Raw genomic sequence first — 21,125 nt, forward strand, 5'->3', positions numbered from 1 at the left:
GCTTTACCAGCCAGGCGTTTAACGGCAACATTGCCGGTATCCGTTGGAAAGGCTGGAACGATACCACCCAGCGGGCTTATGGATTTATCTATGATCAGGTCAACCGTTTAAAAGGAGCGGCTTTCTCCCAGATCAATGGCGGCAACTGGCTGAACAGTACAGTAGACTTTACAGTGGGCAACATCAGCTATGATGCCAATGGTAACCTGTTGAGCATGGACCAACGTGGCCAGGTGAACAATGCCCCCAATAATGTGGACCAGCTGAGCTATCGCTACAATGCCAATAGCAACCAGCTGCAGTCCGTATACGATGCGGTAAGGGCCAAAACGGGCCTCGGAGATTTTACCGACAGCCAGGCAGATGGTATAGACTATAGTTATGACGGCGCGGGTAACCTCACCCGTGATGAGAATAAACAGATTGCTGCTATCAGCTACAATCACCTCAACCTGCCAGAATTGATAACCATCACAGGTAAGGGGAATATCCGTTTTATCTACGACGCTGCCGGTGCGAAAGTACGTAAGGTTGTCACCGATAACACCAGTGGAGTTGCTAAAATCACCACGACAGACTACCTGGGCGGCTTTGTATATGAAAATGATAGCCTGCGTTTTGCAGGTCATGAAGAGGGCCGGGTCCGGACTGTTTATCAGGCCGGTCAGGCGCCTGACTTTGTATACGACTATTTCGTAAAAGACCATTTAGGCAACACCCGGCTGGTGCTGACAGAACAGACAAACCTGTCCATGTATGCAGCTACCATGGAGACGCCCAACGCGGCCAAAGAAAACCAGCTGTTCAGTAATATAGACAATACCCGAAGCAACAAACCGGTAGGCTATCCTGCAGATGAAAGTGCCGGAAAGAATGAATCTGTGGCCAAACTGACAGCTACCGGCAACGGCAAGAAGATAGGGCCTTCGCTGGTGTTAAGGGTCATGGCAGGGGATACGATCCAGTTGAGCAGCAAGGCATTTTATAAATCCACTGGCCCGGTTAATAAAAACAGTCCTGTTGTACCTGCGGAAAGCATGGTAGCAGACCTCATCGCTGCCTTTGGAGGCTCCGCTGCTGCTGATGCTACGCACGGCAGCGCAGCACCTGTAAACAGTACGCCATTTAACGCTAATTTTTATAATAACGATTATCGTCAACTGAAAGAAAAAAATCCGGATCAGCAACCTGGTAAGCCTAAAGCTTATCTGAACTACGTTCTATTTGATGACCAGTTTAAAATGGTGGAAGAAAACAGCGGGGTGAAGCAGGTGAAGGCAGAGCCAGACCAGTTGCAGACGCTCTCACAAGATAAAATGGTGATGAAAAAGAGCGGATTTTTGTATGTTTATACCAGTAACGAAAGTGCGCAGGAAGTGTTCTTTGATAACTTGCTCGTAGCACAAGCCAGTGGGCCGGTACTGGAAGAGACGCATTATTATCCGTTTGGACTCACCATGAGTGGGATAAGTTCCAATGCACTTAAAGGATCGAATTATCCGGAGAATAGAATGAAATATAATGGTGCAGAACTAAATAACGATTTAGATCTGAATTCGTATGAGTTTTTTTATAGGACTTATGATCCACAAATTGGGAGATGGCATGGATTAGATACTAAACCGAATGAAATGATTAGCCCATACGCCGCCATGCTTAATAATCCTATTAAATTTAATGATCCGTTAGGAGATACTACATATAGATTTGATACTAAAGGGACCTACTTAGGAATGTTTGATACTGATCAAGCGGGAATGACAGGAGCATTTGGTTCGAATACAACGTATAAAGATCAAGACGGGAATGACCAGACAAGGTATGATGCCCTAGCATATTTTGGGTTTAATGACCCTGAATTAGATGGAGCTCAATTAAGCCAAATGGAAGTTGGGCAAAAGGGATTGACAATAGTATCAGATGAGAATATTAATTATGTAATGGATAAATCTGATATAAAAGGTAAAGGTGTGATAGGGCGATGGATTTTTGCTGCGGAAGAAAGTCAGAATAGAATGGATTTTAATTGGTTGTATACTTTACCAAGTCAAGGAATAATCCCTAACTCTAGCAAGATGTCAGATTATGATGGCCAAGGCGGCTTTATGCTATTCTCTGGTGCTCCTGCTAATGCCTATAATTTAAATGACGCAGGTCAATTTTTGTGGGGCAATGCAATGCAACGGTTAGGTTTTAATTATTCCAGTGCTAAAGTGGGCTCTGAAGGCAACGAAGGATTTAGAGATGCTAAAGCAGATCAGCAAGCCATAAGGAAAGGTTTTCATCATACCGTTGGCACATCGAAAATAAATGGCGGCCCCTTTAACGGGCTTCCTTTGAAGGGTGAAATTAGACGTCGAAGGTTTTAATATCAGTTATTATTATGAGTAGATATATGAATAAGGACATAAAGAAATGGTGGGAATCACATAGATTACAATTTAACATTTACACAGTCGCAACAGGTGTGCTTTGTATGGTGCTTATGAAGTTTTTTAATAGTGCTTCTGTGAATTTTTTTATGCTGCCGTTTGGATTATTCTATTTGTTATGTCTTAATGTAATTTATACCTTGTTTTATATTATATTCTATCGACATGCCTCGGATAATAATGAAAGCTTAAATGCTAAGGTCTTTATTAAAGTAGTTGTTTTTGCGGTATTAACGAATGTCTTATTAGGCATGTATTGTGTTGTTTCTATACCGCATCATTAAAAATAAATTGCGTAAGAAAGCTGCTGATACTCTCAGTGGTTTTCTTACGCATTATGCGCCTTTTTTAGTTTAAAATCCCTGAGCGCCATATCAATGAGGTTGAGGATAAATTTTTTATTTTCTTCCGGCAGCTGAGAGATATCCTCCAGGCGTTTAAGTGTGACCTCCCCCCGAAAAAATGTAGCGTGGTAAGTTGGAAATTTCGGGGCAAATTTTCTTACCTTAAATCTGAAAAAATTGCCCATGAAAAGGTCAAAATTCACCGAGGCGCAGATCATATTTGCGCTTAAACAGTCAGAGACAGTGGCAGTGGAAGAAGTCTGCCGCAAATTAGGGATTAGCCAGGCTACTTTTTACAATTGGAAGAAGCGCTACGGTGGCTTGGATGCAGCAGAGTTGCGTGAACTACGCCAGTTGAAGGAAGAGAATAGTAAGTTAAAACAGATCGTAGCGGAACTGAGTTTAGATAAGCAAATGCTCCAGGATGTGCTTAAAAAAAAGCTTTAAAGCCAGTGCAGAAACGTGCACTGGCTATTGATTTAAACAGGGATTACAAGGTCTCCCTGCGTCAATGCTGTCGTGTAATGATGCTATATTCGTCATCCTTCTACTACAAGGCACATAGGCGGGAGAATGGTCTGTTACGACAACGCATCAGGGATATTGCGCAGGTACGGGTCCGATACGGACACCAACGGATTCATATATTGCTTCGACGAGAGGGTTTTAAAGACAATCATAAAAGAACCTACCGCGTGTACAAAGAAGAAGGCCTTAATCTGAGAAGTAGACGTCCACGGCGTAACAGAGCAGCGGCCAACAGGCAGGAGAACATTAAAGCGAGTGAACTATACCAGTGTATTTCCATGGATTTTGTCTCCGATGCGCTGTTTGACGGACGAAAATTCCGGGCCTTAACTGTAGTGGATAATTATAGTCGGGAGTGCCTTGCAATTCACATAGGAAAATCACTAAAAGGAAGCGATGTTGTCAGTGTGTTAGAGCAGCTCCGTGTGGGTAGCGGGATCATCCCTAAACGTATCCAAACTGACAATGGCAGTGAGTTTATCTCAAAGGAAATGGATAGATGGGCCTATGAGCACAAAGTGGTAATGGCCTATTCGAGACCAGGTACGCCAACGGATAATCCTTTTGTGGAATCTTTTAACGGAAGTCTAAGAGATGAGTGTTTAAATGCCCATTGGTTCTTATCTTTGGAGGACGCAGCTGAAAAGATTGAGACATGGAGAAGGGACTATAACGAATACCGTCCACATAGTTCATTAAACGATCTTACACCTGCTCAATTTGTAAATTTATGCAAAGAAGGCAGAAAAGAAAATGAAGCCGTGCCGGCGGCTTCCGCTGTTAACCGGATGATTTTTGCAAGGTCAAAACATGCCTCAGCAGTGTCAAAAAAATCATCCCGATGAACAGCGTTTTTTTGCCCAAAAATGCCCCGGAATTCTACTTTTGATTGCTACAGATTTGGGGAGGACCTCAATGCCCCGAAATTTCCAACTTACCACGCTACATTTTTTCGGGGGGAGGTCACGATTTAATATTGAAATTTGATAATACAACAGAGAGCCCTTTATTTATCGTAGTAGATCCGCCTTGCACAGATTATAAGTTAGAATCAGGGCAAAGTTTTAAATTAAAAATAGTTGGCTATAAAAGTAGCAAAGAGAATGTTAGTAATATAATTGATGTTAGATATTCCAGCCAGAATGTAATTAATATTGATATAAACTACAATTTTAAGGTAGTTATTATTATTGACAATGAAGAAGATGTAATATGGGAGTAATATAGTTGATGATGGTCAAAAACCGTACAACGTCATAAATAGATAGCCCTTAAAAACAGCCAGAAACAATGTCTCTGGCTGTTTTTAAAAAGCTACAGGAACTGCCCGTGGCTTTTTTACATCTAAGTTTTAACAAGATGATAGGTCTTACTTCATTCCATTCCCACTTACCCGTCTATCTCTTTTTTATACAGCAGTTTCATGGTGTGACATCGGTTAACAGCATCCCCTTTTAGTTATTCCCTTTCCCATTAATTATGCAGCAGTTGATCAGGGTATTTTCCTGTAGCCGGAGGCACCCATCGGAGATCCCGGATTCGGGAGATAATAATTGTTGACATCCACATTAGCAGCGGCCACTGTTGTGAAACGCGTGTTGGCATTAGCTCCTGTGCCTTCCGTAACAGCACCGCCATTTTCCAGGTAAATATAGGCAGAAGGATAAATGACGCCGCCACCTGTCAACGGTTGGATAAAGGCGTTTGCATTCACGATCTGTGCGCCTGTTTGACCGGTATACCCATTGATACGCAGCAGGGGGCCGCCGGACCTGGCAATAGTGTTATTGGTAATTTGTACAATAGCGTTGTTGTCACCTCTCATGCCGACGCCGCTGTTTTGCGCCTGGTTGTCCCGGAACAGGTTGTTATGGATAATATGGTAGCCGCCACCAGCGCCGTAGAACTGGCACATCTCGCCCCAACCGTCATGCACGTAGTTGTCATGCGTATTGGTATTGGTGGTGCGGCCACCGATCAGGATACCGCCGTTGTGGGCATAATTGTGCTGCAGCGCCCAGTTGGTGACTTCATTGTTATACACTTCCAGCAGGTCGATGGCGGATGTCTGGATGCCATCGGCGCCGGAGCCGGTCACATAGTTGTTGTAGATTTTAACGTTGTACCACTTGATCGGCTGTACGTAGAACTGACCAGGCGTAAACAGCGTATCGTACTTAGGCTGATTGGTGGTAAGGTTCCAGTAGGTAGCGGTATGGCCAATGTACATGGACTCGTTCTGCGTACCACTGATAGTAATATCATGGATGCGCAGGTTGTTCATGTAAGAATTGGGATACCAGCTGGCCGTGTCCGTTAATACCGGATCTGTTTTTGCCCAGATGCCGGTGCCGCCATTGTTGATCGTCAGGTTTGCTATTTCAAAGTTGTCCGTATGATTCCGCAGCACCAGGTCGAAATAAGCCTCCCTTAACGGTTGTGTGGAACCATTGATCACAAAATCAGACTTGCTGTTGCGGCCGCCTAATTTGATATAATGACAGTTATGAAATATCATCCCTTCTGCCCAGGAACCACCGTTCCAGGAAGGGTTACCAATGGTGGTCGCACCGGCGGAGCCATTTCTGATGGTGATCGGCGCCGCAGATGAACCACTGAGATTAGTGAAATTAATACTGGCGAAATTGCCGACCAGGTTCAGCACATCGCCCGGCTGATAATAGTTGTTCGAATTATCTATGACCAAATAGCCCTGGGCATCCGGAACAAGGTTAAATTCCCGGCCCAACAGCAGGCCGTTTTTGCTTTTGTCTTTCTGCAGGGCATCTTCCGCCTGCATGTTTTTACGGCAGCCGGTGCCTGTGATGCTGTAAAATAATACAACCGCCATGAACATTGCACATGATGGGAGGTTAAACAGTTTGTTTGTTTTCATAAAATGTAATTTGGAACATTTTGAGACATGAAAAAGGTTAAGAGAGTTAGGGACTTAGGGGTACATATACGGTTTTAAATATAATATTTCTGTTAGCGGAGGTGCGGACAAAACGCAGCTAGATTAGAATACAGGCCGCAAAAAAACTGATAATCAATACATTGTATACTGTTATAAAAAGGGGAAATAATTATCCAGCTGCCGGACAGGCGGTTCGCGGGAATTTAAAAAATATCACTTGCAAATATAAATCAGTAGTTTTACTTTAGTAGAAATAACAACGGTAGTGCACAACGATTCCTATTGAAAAACCTTTGCGTTACCACCATATTTACAGACCCTCAAACATAACCGAATGAAAACCTTCATTGGCAAACACCTTATTGGTGCGTGGCGCCTGATTGGCTGCACAGACCAGGACCAGCACGGACATCCTGTTAATTTTTTCGGCACTGCTACTACAGGCATGCTTATTTACGACGACAAAGGAAACATGAGTGTTCAGATGATGGTCCCTGACAGGAAACTGTTTTCATCAGCAGCTATCGGTAGCTGGACACCCGAAGAGACCTATGAAGCCTTCCACGGCTACAATGCTTACTACGGTCGTTACCACGAAGAAACTCCCGGTGAAATCCTGCACGTGGTAGAAGGAAGTCTTTTTCCCAATTTTATTGGTATTCGCTTCGTCAGACATGCGGAGCTGGTAGACGATGAACTGACGCTGGTGACGCCACCGCTGCCTGTCAGAGAGCAACAGGTTGTCTTCCGGCTTGTCTGGAAGCGGCTTTGATCAGTTAAAAATATTTTTCTCTCAAAATAACCATTTGTCATGTTTTATAATTTTGCGGAAGCCATGCTTTCCGCCCAGGAGGGGCATGCCAATCCCGCTCAGATTGTCTATCGGGATGAGGCCATCAGCGCTGCGTCGCTGGCAAAGCAGGTACAGCAGCTGGCCGCCGGGTTCAGCGGCATTGCACCAGAACAAAGGGCGTTGTTACTATTAAAAGACAAACCTTCTTTTCATTTCTGCTTCCTCGCCTTATCTGCCATGGGCATTGTCCCGGTACCGGTGAACCCGAAAACGGACCTGCCCACACTGGAGCATATGTTGCTCGACAGCCGGGCAGCAGCAGTGATAACAGACAAAGAAGAATGGGAACGTATCCGTCCTGCGTTGGCGGCGTCCCCTTTCCTGTCACCGGAGCGGATATTTACAGACGATGCCCTACCCTTCTCTGATGTGCCGGTCCCGCCTGCCTACTATCACCGTAAGCCCGGCAGCGTTGCTTTCTGGCAATACACTTCCGGCACTACCGGAAAACCCAAGGCAGTGCAACACAGCCAGGATGCCATGCTGGCCTCCACCCGGCATTTTGCGATGGAGACACTAGGCATAGGCCCGCAGGACAGGATCTACTCCATTGCCAAAATGTTTTTCGGATATGGCCTGGGCAACAGCTTCTTCTTTCCACTATTGACAGGGGCCAGCGTCTTACTGGACGATGCCTGGCCTGCTATTGACCACATCACGGCCAATGTCGTGCAATACAGGCCCACCGTGTTTTTTGGCGTGCCTAAAATATATGCGATGCTGCTGAAACACCGGCCGCCGGGATTGCAGGAAGTGCTGCAACAGGCTCGTGTGTTCTTCTCTGCCGGCTCCACCTTACCCGCATGGATATACGAAGCCTGGATGGCTTATACCGGCAAACCTATACTGGATGGTATCGGAAGTACGGAGATCGGCCACGTGTTCCTCAGCAATTCACCGGCTTCCCATACTGCGGGCAGTACCGGTCAACCGGTGCCCGGATATCAGTTGCGGCTGGAATATGCCACAGAGCCGATTGAAGGGCAACAGCAGGTAGGTGAGTTATGCGTCCATACTCCCTATTCACTGGCCGGCTACTGGGAAGACCCGGAGCGCACCAACCAAAAATTCCGCGACGGATGGTATTATACCGGCGACCTTTTCACGATGAAAGCCAACGGTACCTACAGCTACGTTGGGCGCAAGGACGAGTTGTTTAAATCCAACGGCAGATGGGTAAACCCATTGTCATTTGAAGCGGCGCTCATCAGTGCGGTGGAACATATAGAGGAATGTGTGCTGCTGGACCTTCCCGACGATTCGTCCCTGACCTGCACGTTACTGCTGCTCGTAGGCCGTGAAGACACCCGGGACGCCATCCTCGCGTTTATCCGTGAACAAACGGAAAGCCACTACCGGCCGAAGGACATCCTTTATCTTCCGGAGCTGCCACGTAATGCCAACGGCAAGCTGTCCCGCTCCTACCTCCGCTCTCAATATCAACAATACTTTCAAGCGAAAAATAATTAGCATGGCGATCATCATTTCGGGTGCGGGCCATTGCCTGCCTGTACCGGTCATCGACAATAAAACGATCGTTGACCGCATAAATACCACAGAAGATTTTATCCTCTCCCGCACGGGGGTGGTTACACGCAGACATATATCCGGCGAAAAAGGACTGAGCGCGTTACTTGTGCCAGCCTGCGAGCAAGCGATAACACATGCAGGCATCAGAGTTTCAGACATTGATATGCTGATCGTGAATACGCTCAGCCCCGATCATCATGATCCCTCAGAGGCCTGCTTCATTCAGCCACAGCTGGGACTGGAGCATGTTCCCGTTTTCGATATCCGGGCACAATGTTCAGGATTGTTGTATGGCATGGAACTGGCGCGCCACCTCCTTCTGTCGGGGTCATACAAACATATCCTGGTGGCCTGCGGAGAGGTGCTGTCTAAAAGAATGGACACCTCCGATGCCGGCAGGAACCTTTCCATCCTGTTAGGTGATGGGGCGGGCGCCCTGGTACTCAGCAACAGTTCAGACGACTCCGGCGGTATCATAGACCTGATCATCCGGGCAGACGGCAGCCGCTACGACCTGCTGTGGACCGCGGCGCCCGGTACCGCGCAGCAGCGCTATACCGACCAAACCGCCACGCCACATTTCAGAATGAACGGCCAGCCGATGTTTAAAGACGCCACGCAGCGCCTGTGCGAGATAGCGCTGGAAATACTAACCCGGCACCATCTTACGATCGACGACATCGACATTGTACTGCCGCATCAACCCAATCTTCGTATACTCGATGCCGTGAGAGAACGCCTTGCCGTGCCATCGCACAAATTTGTCACCAACGTTGAACGCTACGGTAATATGGCTTCCGCTTCCGTGGCTGTGACGGTCAGCGAATATATCCGTGAGGCCCGTCCAGCCCCGGGTACGCTGGCGCTGGTGCTTACCTATGGCTCCGGCGCCACCTGGGGCGCTATGTTATACCAATTCTAAACCTAAAAAACAGCGATCACTTATGTGGATATACGAACCCTCAAAGGTCAACAATGACCTTTACATGTTAGGCACCAAAGCAAACCCGCTGTATTTGTTGAAAACCGGGCAGGAATGGTTGCTGATAGATGGCGGCATGCTGCGCGATGCCTCATTGGTACAGGCACAGCTGAAGGCAGTCGTCCCCGACGTCTCCCACGTCAGGCACTGGTTTGTTACGCATTCGCATTTCGATCACTGCGGACTGCTGGCGAACCTGCTGCCCGATGCCACCCTGTATGCCTCTTCAACTGCCATCAAAAATTTATTGACAGATAAATACAGGGCATTTATTTACAAACTTCAACGGAGCTTTGTGCCCGGAGATACAGGAGGGCATACAAGTAATCCCTACGACGCCCTGGCTACAAAAAAGTTTGTGCCTGTGGGAGATGGCGACATCCTGACAATCGGCGAACATACGTTTACGGTGCTGGCCACTCCCGGCCACAGCGATTGTTCTCTTTCCCTCTACAGTGATCATCAGTATCTGTTCGCCGCGGATGCGTTCGGGGAGATGATAGGGCCGGACGACTGGTTCCCGCTTCCCTTTCAAAGCCCGCCGCAATACCTTCAGAGCATCGAGCGGCTGCGGCAGCTGTCAGTCTCCCTGGTGGCGGTAGGCCATCACGGCCTGCTCACCGGTGAACATGCCGCACAAATTGCCGGCCATAGCCTGCGCACCACACACCAATACATACAATATTTCGGCGACATGCTACATCAACATGGAATGGAAGAGGGATCGAGACTAATCACAGAAAAATACGGGTACAACAGCAGTCCTTTCTTCACTGCACGCATGCACCAGACAAGCGTACAAAAGGTAATGGTCATTTTACAGGAAACAGGATATATAACGCAATAAAACAAACAGGCTTATAAGTACTGAACTTATAAGCCTGTTACTTCCGGAAGTCGCATCTCCCCCGGAAGGCAATGGGGTTACAAACATAAAAATCTTAGTATCCCTTTGTGGGCACGAGGTTGGGATTATTCCTCAGCTCTGTGCTGGGTATCGGGAACATCAGCTCTCTTTCGGTCAGCACCGGGCCATAGGAAAACTTATGCCCAACGTAGTTATCAAATCCTTTCGTTGTCAGGTTAAACGCTTTACGCAAACGTACCATATCAAACCAGGTAACATTTTCGAAGCACAGCTCATACCAGCGTTCGCGCCATACCGCCTCGCGGAACTGTTCTTTCGTCAGCCCCGACAATGCCGGCAGCGTCGCCCTCGTCCTGATCTGGTTCACGGCATCATAAGCTTTAGCGCCCGGCCCGGCTACTTCGTTGGACGCTTCCGCATACACTAACAATATATCAGCGTAACGGATCAGCGACCAGTTAAGATCACTGTTGGCCGTGGAGGTTTGTGCGGCCACATCAAACAGTTTATAGAGGAAATAGCCGCCCAGCGCCACTTTCTTGTTCCTGTCGTCCTGGTTGGTGAATTCGGTAAAAAAGAACTGTCCTTCCTTCGCTCTTAAATCTGCCGGATCATATGATTTCACAAAAGCCTCTGTTGCATAAATACCGCCGGTTTCCGCAGAATAGGCGGAGATATTTTTGTTGTACGGAATGATCAGCGATTGCCAGCTGCCGGGGATGACCTGTGTTTTGTACTGGATCATAAAAATATTCTCTTCCACGTTTTTCTTCGCCGGGTTGTGCAAATCATAATAGGTATCGAACAACTTGTATTGTTTGGAATCCAGCACCTCTTCCGCTTTCTTTGCCGCCAGGTCATAATATGGAGCGCCCTTTTGCAACGGGTATCCGGCCATGGTGAGATAAACCTTTGCCAGCAAGGATTTCACGGCGCCCAGGGAGGCTTTGCCGCTGGCGTCCACCCAGGGAAGGCCCGCATTCTCAGCTGTTATCAGATCATCTACGATCAGCTTATAGACATCTTCTGTAGATGCCTGTTTGGGACGTATCTGGTCAGATTTCAAATCTACAGGTTCCGTCACCAACGGAATGTTGACGAACATCTGCACCAAATTAAAATAGTACCATGCGCGCATAAAATGCGCTTCCCCCAGCAGCCTTTTAAGCTCTGTCTGGTCCATATTGATCTTAGGGATCTTGGCAATGGAGAGATTGGCATTGGTGATGCCTTTGTAATAATTTCTCCAGTAGTTTTCTCCATAGCCGTTATCAGCGGTGTTGTGCAGGTCTTTAATGTAGTAGCTGTTCACCGCCTGCCCCAGGTCCGTGGCAGCCTGTCCGGTGGCAAATTCTGTCATGGTCCAGGCAGCGCCGCCAAAATCGCCGCTCATAGGGTCCCGCAGGGCTGCATAGATAGCATTCACAGACGCGCGGGCATGTTCAGGCTTGGTGAAATAACTGTCTTCTGTATAATTGCTGGGATCTGATTCATCCAGAAATTTCCGGCAACCGGTCAACCATAATGTGCCTGTTGTTAATACCAGCAGTCCATATTTTATTATTGTTGCTTTCATGATTTCTAATTAAAAAATTACACAATACTATAATCCCACGTTCAATCCCAGCATAAACACCCTGGGTTTCGGATAATCGTACAAAGTCAGCCCCTGGTCGAAAGGAGAACTGGAGTTGGACACTTCAGGGTCATATCCTTTAAATTTGGTGACCAGGAAAAAGTTCTGCACGGAAGCGTATACGCGCAGGCGGCTGAGTTTCAGCGCTGACACGGTTTTTGACGGGAATGCATATGCCAGCAGCAGGTTACGGCCACGGATAAACGAGCCGTCTGTTACCTTATGGCTGTCGTTATTGGTGGTGTAGTACGCGTTGATGGGGCGTATCTGTGCGATGGGCGTATTCTGGTTGGTTTCCGTCCATGCGTTCAGAACGGTTTTGTAGCTGTTGGCAATGCCCTGCCGGTCTTCCGCAGAGTGGATGCTCCTGTCAAGGACATCGTTGCCGTACATAAACTGCAGGTCAATGGTCAGCGACCAGGCTTTGTACTGGAAGGTGTTCAGGAATGTGCCATATCCGTCAGGAATACCTTTGCCGATGATCACCCTGTCGAGGTCATTGATGATGCCGTCGTTGTTGATGTCTTTGTATTTGATGTCACCCGGCAGCATGTTGTACTTCTTTGCCTCGTCGGCCTCTTTGGTGCCCCATGTTCCCAGGCTCAGTCTCCCGAAGAAAGACCCCACGGGCTCGCCTACACGGATTATACCATTGCCGGAATAGATGTCACCATTGGCCAGCGCCAGCACTTTGTTTTTATTGACGGAAATATTGAAAGTGGTGCTCCAGGAGAAATTATCTGTTTTGATATTGGTGGAATTAATGGCAAATTCCACGCCTTTGTTTTCCATGCTTCCCACGTTGGAGAAAATCTTATCACGACCGGTAGTATACGGCAAAGGCGCATCCAGCAGCATACCGTCTACCCTTCTGCGATACAGGTCCAGTTCCAGGTTCAGCCTGTTGGCAAACAATCCCAGTTCCATACCAAAGTCAATCTGCTTTGTTTTCTCCCATTGCAAACCCGGATTGGCGATACGGTCAATACCCACACCGGAATTACGGGCGCCGCCAAAAATCACGGTATAGTTGCCCAATCCCGCCAATGCCCTGTAGGCCGGAATTTCAGAGTTGCCGGTGGCGCCGTAGCTGGCACGCAGCTTCAGGTTCGAAATAACCGGAACGCTCTTCATGAAGTTCTCTTCTGTTACTCTCCAGGCCAGTGCTGCGGAGGGGAAGAAAGCAAACTGGTTGTCCCTGCCGAATTTGGAAGAACCGTCCATACGGCCCGTGAAAGTGACTAAATACCTGTTACGATAGCCATAGTTCACGCGACCGAAATAGGAATTCAGCCCGTTTGCCGTAGCCACGGAAGAAGGCGGCTGCGGACTGGAGCCTGCGCCGAGATTATTGTATTTATAATAAGAATCGTTGAACCCTTCTGTATTGGCCTGGTTCTCGAAACGGTCGATATGTTGCCAGGACACGCCAGCCATAGCATTCAGGGAATGCACTTTGGCAAATTCGCGGCTATAGGTCAGATAGTTTTCAAACTGCCAGGAGTTGTAGCGGTTATTGTTAACAGACGCATTACCGTTATCAGAGATATACTGCATGCCTTTCGCTGCAAAATAGTCTTCCCGCTGGTTGATGATGTTGGTGCCGAGGGTTGATTTCAGTTCCAGTCCGGGCGCCAGCTGAATATTGGCGTACATATTACCCAGGAAGGTTTGCGTATGCAGAATGGATATCCTGTCAGCGGCTACACGCAGCGGGTTGTCACCGCCTTCCATGCCCGGATAGTCCCTGTTGCTGGCCCAGGTGCCGTCCGCATATTTCACCGGGATAATAGGCAGCGCTTCCAATACCTGGCGCATCATGGTGATGCCGCCGCCGTCCAGCTGGTCTACCTGTTTCTCCCGCTGATCGGTATAACTCAGCGTGCCACCGACTTTCAGCCAGTCTTTTATTTTGCTGTCGAACACCAGGCGGCCGGCATACCTGTCCTGCCAGGAGCCGCGTGCCAACCCTTCCTGGCTGCGGTAGTTCAAAAACGCGCCGATGCTTCTCTTTTCATCCCCATCGGTAAAGCCCAGCTGATGGTTTTGCGTAAACGCTTTCTGGAAGCTCTCATCCTGCCAGTCTGTGTCGTACAGCGGGTTTCCCTGTGAATCGAACAATTTGGGATTGGTGCGTTTCGTTTTGGGATCGGTGTATTTGGTGCCGGTGGCCCAGCCTACAGGATCATATTTCTGAGCGTTGGCATAAGCCAGGTCTTCTACCGCTAAAAATTCTTTTGCATTCAGCAGTTCGAGTTTTCTGGGCAATACGCCGATGCTGAAATCAGGATCATAGGTTACCCTACCGCCGCCGGCGTTACCTCTTTTCGTGGTAACGAGGATAACGCCGTTGGCCCCACGCGCACCATAGATAGCCGTGGATGACGCGTCCTTAAGCACTTCGATGGAAGCGATGTCATTGGGGTTGATGTAATCGATGGGGGTACTGCCGTTGCGTAAGTCTACCGGGTTCAGTATCACCCCGTCAATAACATACAGTGGGTTATTGGACACGCTTAAAGAGCTGGAGCCGCGGATGCGGATGTTGGTCCTGCCGCCGGGCCTGCCGGAATTGGAGGAGACGTTCACCCCGGATACGCGGCCGGACAAGCTCTGGTTCAATGAAGACGCAGGCCGTTCCTGAAGTGTCTCCGCTTTAACGGTGCCCACAGCACCGGTCAGGTCGGATTTTTTGGTCGTTCCATAACCCACTACCACCACTTCGTCTATCTTTTTCACCTGCGGAACAAGCCTGATCACCATGTCTGCCGTGACGGGCACTTCCTGGGTTACATAGCCAATATAGGAAACAATCAGCACAGCATCGTTGGACAGCCCTTTGAGCACAAAGTTCCCGTCACCGTCTGTTGTTGTCGCCTTTTCTGCACCTTTCACTTTAATGCTTACGCCGGGCACTCCCACACCGTTTTCCTCCAACACCTTACCGCGTACGTCCAGGAGCAGAACAGACGTAGTAGCATGGGCCTGCGTGATCATCGTTGTCAGCAGGACTAAAGCGGCATAAATAATTTTCTGGCGTAGCGCCATCAGTTTAAGATTCAACGTGGAAAACTGTTTCATAGTTAAAAAGTTATCAGGTTAAATTTGATCGTTCCTGGTTTCCGGCACGTGGACACAGACAGCCGGGCAATGGCAATAGCCGCCCAGACCGGCGGATAACACCGGAACCAGCAATTAGAAAACAAAGGGAAATGATTGGCTTATAGTGGTTTTTTCTGGTTGATAAATATATACCCGACTATTATAATTAGATATCCTAACAATATTAAATATCCAGGCTGATACTTCCTTGTAATATTTTCGCTAAGTGAAATAGTAATTTAACAAGTTGACGGGCGCCTGATTGCGCCCGTCTGTACGCTCATACATTATTTCTTTTCCATCGGATGCTCTGCCAGCAATTGTTCGGGGGAATAGAAGTCCTTTCTGCCTTCTATTTTCTTCCTGACCTGTTTTACCTTCTCCGGGGAAACGGCCGTGCCGCTGTTACCAAAACTGTTACGGACATACGTCAGCACTGCAGCAATTTCTTCGTCTTTCAGGAGGTTGCCGAATGGGGTCATCGGCACCTGGCCCGGGTACTTTTTATTGTTTACTTCTATCGGGCCCAGCATGCCTTTCATCACCAGTTTAATGAGCCGCTCCTCGCTGCCTGTCACCCACTGGGAATGAGCGAGCGGCGGGAAACCGGAGTCAGGAAGCCCTTTCCCATCAGGCTGGTGGCATGTTCTGCAATACCCTTCTATCGAATAAATCTGTTTGCCCTGGTTAAACAGCGCCAGTTCAGCGCCTTTCAGTTTTACGCTGTTCCCCTCCTCGTTTTCATCCTTTACGTTCTCTCCTTTTAAGTGGGCCACTGCCGCGTCATAGGCATGTATCATCCATTCGTCGAGGGGCATTTTCTTTGCTTCCGCCAGAATAGGCAGGCCTTTTTCTTTTCCTATCCAGGAAGCGGCCACGATGGCCATCAGGCGTACACGGCTGTTTTCATCCCTGACGGCCTGCATCAGCAATTCCGCCTGGTCGGGCAACTGATGGCCGGTATAACGCACCACCTCTACCGCTGCCGCTCTTGCGTGATAGTCTTTCGCTTTCAGCACCTGCTTTAACAGGTCCTGGTCTACTTTATTCATTCCCCAGCTCACCCACAGCCCTTCCAGCAGATGATGGTCATACCTGGGATCGTTTTTATCGAGATGGGACACCCATATCTTTAATTTGGCGAGTACTTCGGAGACATCGCGTCCTCTCAGTTCACGGCGTGTTCTGTAGCGGGTGCGGTACTCCGGCAGCTTGAGATTATCCAGCAGCTCTTCAATGCCGGCCCCGGCTATGTGGGCCGGTTTCACCAGTGGGCGCGACGGGTACGTGATGCGGTATATCCTTCCATGGGAGTGGTCGCGCAGCGGGTCGCGCGCATTGTGTTGCATATGCCCTATCAGGATATTGTGCCAATCGATGACATACAATGAACCATCGGGTGCAAATTCCAGGTCTACCGGCCGGAAATTGGGATCGCCGCTTACGAGCAGGTCCATGCGGTGATGGCTTTTATAGCCTGTTCCATCGTCCTCTAAAGTGTGCTCTTTCGTACCGAGGAAGCCGATGGTATTGTTGATCAGGAAATCGCCCTGCACTTCGTCCGGAAAATGGCGGCTGGACACGAACTCGAGGCCTGATGTGGGCCGCACCTTATGCTTCTCTTCCACCAGCTGTACCGACTTATGTGTATGCTGGCCGTATCTGGGCAATACTGTGCCGGGCAGCATCCAGCGTACGTCCGGGCTGGATGTTTCCGCAAAAAAAGGCTGGCCCCAGTCGTCGAAGGCGATCCCCCACGGATTGGGTATTTCGAGTTGAGCCGTACGTTCCAGCTGACGGCGCCTGGGATCATACCGGTAAAAGCCGCCGTTGGTGGCGCGTACCGTGCCGTACGACGTTTCCACATGGGTATGCAGGAAAACACCTTCTCCGGAATAAATGGCCCCGGAAGGGTCTACGGTAAAGGCGTGGCTGCTATGATGCGTATCATGGTCATCGAAGCCGCTGAGCAGGATTTCCTCTTTATCCGCTTTATCATCGCCATTGGTATCGACATACAATTTAAGATTGGTGCCCTGTGCCACATACACGCCTTCCGGCGCTATCTCAAAGCCAATGGGCAGATGCAGGCTATCGGCGAACGTTATCTGTTTGTCTGCCTTACCGTCGTTATTGGTATCTTCCAGGATAATAATTTTATCATTCGGCTTGGCGTCCCCTGGTTTATAGTGGGGATAGCTGGGCATAACGGCCACCCATAAACGGCCTTTATTGTCAAACGACATCTGCATGGGTTTGGCCAGATCGGGGAACTGCTCTTCGGAGGCAAACAGCTCCACTTTGTATCCTGGCGGCACTTTCAGCTGACGGACCGCTTCTTCTCCGCTGAGGTACCGGAGACTGCCATTCTTCGCAGGGTTGTAGTTGGTCTTGACAGGTGGCAGTACCTTGGTATGTTTGTCCGCAAGCGCGATGTCTTTTTTCTGTCCTTCGGAAGCTGCCAGCCAGACCGCGGAGTCCCTGACAGCCGTCATTTCACGGATTTTTTCAATTTCAGCGGGATAGTTGTCCGGCCCGTAAGGATCGTAGCGGCGGCCATATACATGCACCCCATTGGGGATTTTATAGTCGTTGAGCCACATCCAGTTTTTTTCCTTTACGGCGGCGTGTACCAGCTGCCTGTTGGCTTCCGCCTTAGGGGAAGCTTTCCCGAAAATCTGGTCTACCAGCAGGCTTCCCAGCTTTTTATACCCTTCTTCATTCAGTTGGGAGCCGTCGATGGTCAATGGCTCCTTTGTCTCCCCGTACCATTTTTTAGAAGGCGTAAAGGCATCTACAAACAATACATGGTTCTCCTTTGCCACTTCCTCCATGGCCTGCGTGTATAAAGCCAGGTTTTCATTTTCCTTCTGCCCGTTGGGCAGATCATATTTATCAGAAAGGTCTTCGAAGGCGATCGGTGAAACGAGCGCCAGCTGCGGCGCTGAGGTGCCATTGTATTTCTGTTGCAGCGTCCATTTGATGAAAGCGTCCAGTTCTGCCTTGTAGGCGGCCAGGCCGGCTTTCCCTTCAAAGGATTCGTTGTAACCGAAAAAGGCGATGATCACATCTGTTTTGAGCCTCGTCAGCCATTGGTCCGGTGTTTCAAAGCGGCCCTGGCTGTGGTTGTCCATCTCCTCCACCTGTTTGGCCAGTTCCGGACGGAACTTCTCCGCACCGGGAAAAGCCCAGGGGGAATTACGGCCGGAATGAGGACGGAAGCCGGGAGTTTCGCCACCGTCGCACATATTGCGGATGAACAGGTTGTATTCCGGGTAACGGACATAGAGTTCCGTCTCGAAATTATCGTAGTTGATCATTCTTGATCCCAGGTTATTACCAATCAGGGAGATGTGTGAGCCTTCGGAAACTGTGAGCGGGGCATGGCTGCCGGACTTACAGGCATCCAGTATCATGATCGCCAATACCAGGGGCACAAGCGGTACATACGTACCGATTTTAGACAGTCTGGACATCGTACATAAATTTTAACGGGAATCAATAAACGTTGTGTGCTTATTTCGCCACACGGTAAGGCACGCGGATGTCTATTTTGCCTTTCCATTTGCGGGGCACTTTCAGTCCCAGTTCATCATGGACAGCATTGATCACGAGACGCTGGAAAGGTTCCTGCCGGAAGTCTTCCGGGTGGCCCATCGTCGTCATAAAAATTTTACCGCCGAAGGAGTTGGTGCCGGTCCATGCCACGGGATTTTCGATGGCTTCCTTGTCAGGATTGACCGCCTTGCCCATCAGCAGCCAGGTAGAGCCTTTCAGCGGATAGTCCGGTAATACGCGGTACAGCCAGGAGCGGACGTGGAAATTCCTTGCCACGCCTGTCAGTATCGGGTTGTTGGCCTGCGCAGGGATGATGCTGACATCCGTGCTGCTTTCATGTCCGTAGTGCGTATGTTTGGCAACACCGCCCCAGCCCGGAGGCGCGTTTAATGCAAATTCGCCGAAGGCGTTCCATTTTTCGCTGGCATGACCTTCTGGGAAATGGAAGGCATGTGTGGTGGTACGGAAGCCCATTACCGGTTTCCCGCTTTTCAGGTAAGCTTCGATATAGGCCAGCTGATCGGCGGGCAGCCTGCGCCAGCGCAGGTAAAAAACAGCCAGGTCCGCCTGCTGAAGGACTTCCAGGCCCGGAATATTTTCTTCGCTGTTATAATCAGGCGATGCTTTAAGCACAATTGTCTTCATGCCGTAATCCTTCTCCAGCGCGGCAGCGATAAGCGGCATCGTTTCTTCGCTGCTATACTCATGGTCTCCGGTCACAAACACTACCAGTGGCTTTTTCACCTTTCCGGAGGATTGGGCAAAGAGTACACCGGCAGTACCGGCGATAAACAATAAACAAAGGAGAATTTTTTTCATTGTGCGGCGGATTTTTTCGCGCGAAGTGCGCAAATATTTTTGTTTTAATTAAATACGCAAAGGAGCGCAGATCATCTTTTGCTATAGTGCCTTTTGATCTTTTATTGTTTTTATTGAATCGCGTGCCGGTTGTAAATGCTTTTCGGATCAGGGCCTTTGCCCGTGAGGGCGGCCACTACGTTGTTGATGGTGACCATGCATATATGCTTGTACGTGGTAGCGGTAAGACTGCCGGAATGTGGCGTGACAATTACCTTCGGATGATGCACCAGTTCCAGCGATTGTACCGGCGGCTCGTCCGGTAGTACGTCTGCTGCATAACCTGCAATGCGCTTTTCTTTTAAGGCCTTTAGCAGTGCGGGGTGATCTACCAGCGCCCCCCTGGCGGTATTGACCAGCAGTGCGCCGGCTTTCATTTGTCCGAGCTGTGCAGCGCCGATAATGCCGTTTGTTTCGTTATTGAAAGGAAGATGAAGACTTACCACATCGGAAGTTTGCAGCACCGCTTCCATAGACAGGAACTGATAGGGCAGATCGCTGGCCGACTTGCTCCAGTAGCAGACTTCCATCCCGAATGCTTCGCCCAGGCGGGCTACCCGTTTTCCGATATTCCCCATGCCTAGTATGCCGAGGGTTTTGCCGTTCAGCTCATCGCCGGCATATTGATTGCGCCAACCCCAGTTATCCTGTTTTACCTGCGCCACCGATTCGTACATATTACGCATCAGCATCAACATCAGCGCCAGCGTATGTTCCGCAATGGTGGCCGCGTTGCTGCCCGGAGCATTGATGACCATCACTTTCCTGGCGGAGGCTTCAGCAACGTCCACATTGTCCAGTCCTACGCCGCACCGGGCGGCTACCTCCAAATGCGGGCAGGCGTCCATCAGCGGTTTATTGATCTGCCCCTTCCCTCTTGTGATGATGGCATGGATATCCTCCTTATAGAGTGTTTCCTTTAAAGCGGTGTCGTTGTATCCCGTGAATACGTTCACGTGTTCCCGGAGGACAGCCAATGCCTCATCTGTAATAGTTTCCAGCAGTAGTACGTTTTTTCTCATCTGTCGTGATATAAAGTAGCATCATCTGACCGGTATCCCCTGAAATCGTTTCTGTTGGACACGTACAGCCCTTCTTCATAAAGTTCGTCCGTAAAAATGCGCGGATCAATGTCAGCATCAGGCGAGGAAGAGATTTCCACCAGGTTGCCTGCAGGATCACGGACAAACATTTGCATGGCGCCGTCCGGCAGTTTCCGCACCTTTCCCCACGGGTTGATGTCGATCACGTTCAGTTCTTTCATGCGAAAAAAGAGGCTGTTAAAATCATCCACCTGCACACAGATATGCCCGCGGAACGATGTTTTGTCTTCCCATTCAGAAATATGCAATTGTTGTTCATCATTAAATTTGAAGAACATCACCGGGTAATCAAACCTGAAGGCCGCAAGTGGCGTTAAGCCCAATTCATGCTGATAGAAGGCGCCGGCTTTCTCCAGATTGTCAACGATCAGCGTAACGTGGTTAATTTTAAGTGCTTTAGCCATATCTCTTTAT

13 protein-coding genes are annotated in these 21,125 nt (G+C 49.1%); 6 read left to right on the plus strand and 7 right to left on the minus strand.

The genetic code is table 11. The annotated features are described in order from the left end of the window. Positions 1 to 2,369 (plus strand): RHS repeat-associated core domain-containing protein (locus ACTJJS_RS23795; protein WP_440665537.1); only part of this gene is annotated, 2,369 nt, incomplete at its 5' end. Between the two features lie 590 nt (positions 2,370 to 2,959). Next, positions 2,960 to 4,149, plus strand: a protein-coding gene (locus ACTJJS_RS23800) for an IS3 family transposase (protein WP_440665539.1) whose coding sequence is annotated in 2 segments (ribosomal slippage) — positions 2,960 to 3,212 and positions 3,212 to 4,149 — 1,191 coding nt in all. Because the reading frame shifts where the segments join, the coding sequence is not laid out codon by codon here. A gap of 647 nt (positions 4,150 to 4,796) precedes the next feature. On the opposite strand, the gene ACTJJS_RS23805 is transcribed toward ACTJJS_RS23800, so the two are convergent. Then, positions 4,797 to 6,200, minus strand: a complete 1,404-nt coding sequence (locus ACTJJS_RS23805; protein ID WP_440665540.1) for a right-handed parallel beta-helix repeat-containing protein — start codon at positions 6,198 to 6,200, stop codon at positions 4,797 to 4,799. 355 nt (positions 6,201 to 6,555) lie between these two features. On the opposite strand from ACTJJS_RS23805, the gene ACTJJS_RS23810 reads away from it, so the two are divergent. From ACTJJS_RS23810 to ACTJJS_RS23825, 4 genes are read left to right on the plus strand one after another with little or no spacing between them, the layout of a single operon-like run. Then, on the plus strand, positions 6,556 to 6,993 hold the full coding sequence (locus tag ACTJJS_RS23810; protein WP_168874943.1) for a lipocalin-like domain-containing protein: 438 nt from the start codon (positions 6,556 to 6,558) through the stop codon (positions 6,991 to 6,993). A gap of 39 nt (positions 6,994 to 7,032) precedes the next feature. Further along, entirely contained in the window at positions 7,033 to 8,544 is a 1,512-nt protein-coding gene (locus tag ACTJJS_RS23815) for an AMP-binding protein (protein WP_440665543.1), read from the plus strand. Between the two features lies 1 nt (position 8,545). After that, on the plus strand, positions 8,546 to 9,526 hold the full coding sequence (locus ACTJJS_RS23820) for a beta-ketoacyl-ACP synthase 3 (protein WP_440665545.1): 981 nt from the start codon (positions 8,546 to 8,548) through the stop codon (positions 9,524 to 9,526). Positions 9,527 to 9,548: 22 nt separating this feature from the next. After that, positions 9,549 to 10,433: an MBL fold metallo-hydrolase gene (locus ACTJJS_RS23825; protein WP_440665546.1), complete on the plus strand. Its 885-nt coding sequence runs from the start codon at positions 9,549 to 9,551 to the stop codon at positions 10,431 to 10,433. 94 nt (positions 10,434 to 10,527) lie between these two features. Here the strand turns inward: ACTJJS_RS23825 and ACTJJS_RS23830 are convergent, their stop codons facing one another. The 6 genes from ACTJJS_RS23830 to ACTJJS_RS23855 all read right to left on the minus strand — a co-directional run bounded on the left by ACTJJS_RS23830 (position 10,528) and on the right by ACTJJS_RS23855 (position 21,115). Next, positions 10,528 to 12,030, minus strand: a complete 1,503-nt coding sequence (locus ACTJJS_RS23830; RefSeq protein WP_440665548.1) for a RagB/SusD family nutrient uptake outer membrane protein — start codon at positions 12,028 to 12,030, stop codon at positions 10,528 to 10,530. 27 nt (positions 12,031 to 12,057) lie between these two features. Beyond that, positions 12,058 to 15,171 (minus strand): SusC/RagA family TonB-linked outer membrane protein, encoded by a 3,114-nt coding sequence (locus tag ACTJJS_RS23835; protein WP_440665549.1) that lies wholly within the window; start codon positions 15,169 to 15,171, stop codon positions 12,058 to 12,060. A gap of 308 nt (positions 15,172 to 15,479) precedes the next feature. Then, complete coding sequence (locus ACTJJS_RS23840; protein WP_440665551.1) at positions 15,480 to 18,668, minus strand: PVC-type heme-binding CxxCH protein; 3,189 nt, start codon at positions 18,666 to 18,668, stop codon at positions 15,480 to 15,482. A 40-nt stretch (positions 18,669 to 18,708) separates the two neighbouring features. Continuing rightward, positions 18,709 to 19,569: a ThuA domain-containing protein gene (locus ACTJJS_RS23845; RefSeq protein ID WP_440665553.1), complete on the minus strand. Its 861-nt coding sequence runs from the start codon at positions 19,567 to 19,569 to the stop codon at positions 18,709 to 18,711. 110 nt (positions 19,570 to 19,679) lie between these two features. Beyond that, positions 19,680 to 20,630 (minus strand): 2-hydroxyacid dehydrogenase, encoded by a 951-nt coding sequence (locus tag ACTJJS_RS23850; protein ID WP_440665554.1) that lies wholly within the window; start codon positions 20,628 to 20,630, stop codon positions 19,680 to 19,682. Next, complete coding sequence (locus ACTJJS_RS23855; RefSeq protein WP_168874934.1) at positions 20,627 to 21,115, minus strand: VOC family protein; 489 nt, start codon at positions 21,113 to 21,115, stop codon at positions 20,627 to 20,629. Before ACTJJS_RS23855 ends, ACTJJS_RS23850 begins: the two co-directional genes overlap by 4 nt. Positions 21,116 to 21,125 lie beyond the last annotated feature (10 nt).

Source organism: Chitinophaga sp. 22308 (assembly GCF_052045305.1).
Classification (GTDB): domain Bacteria; phylum Bacteroidota; class Bacteroidia; order Chitinophagales; family Chitinophagaceae; genus Chitinophaga; species Chitinophaga varians_A.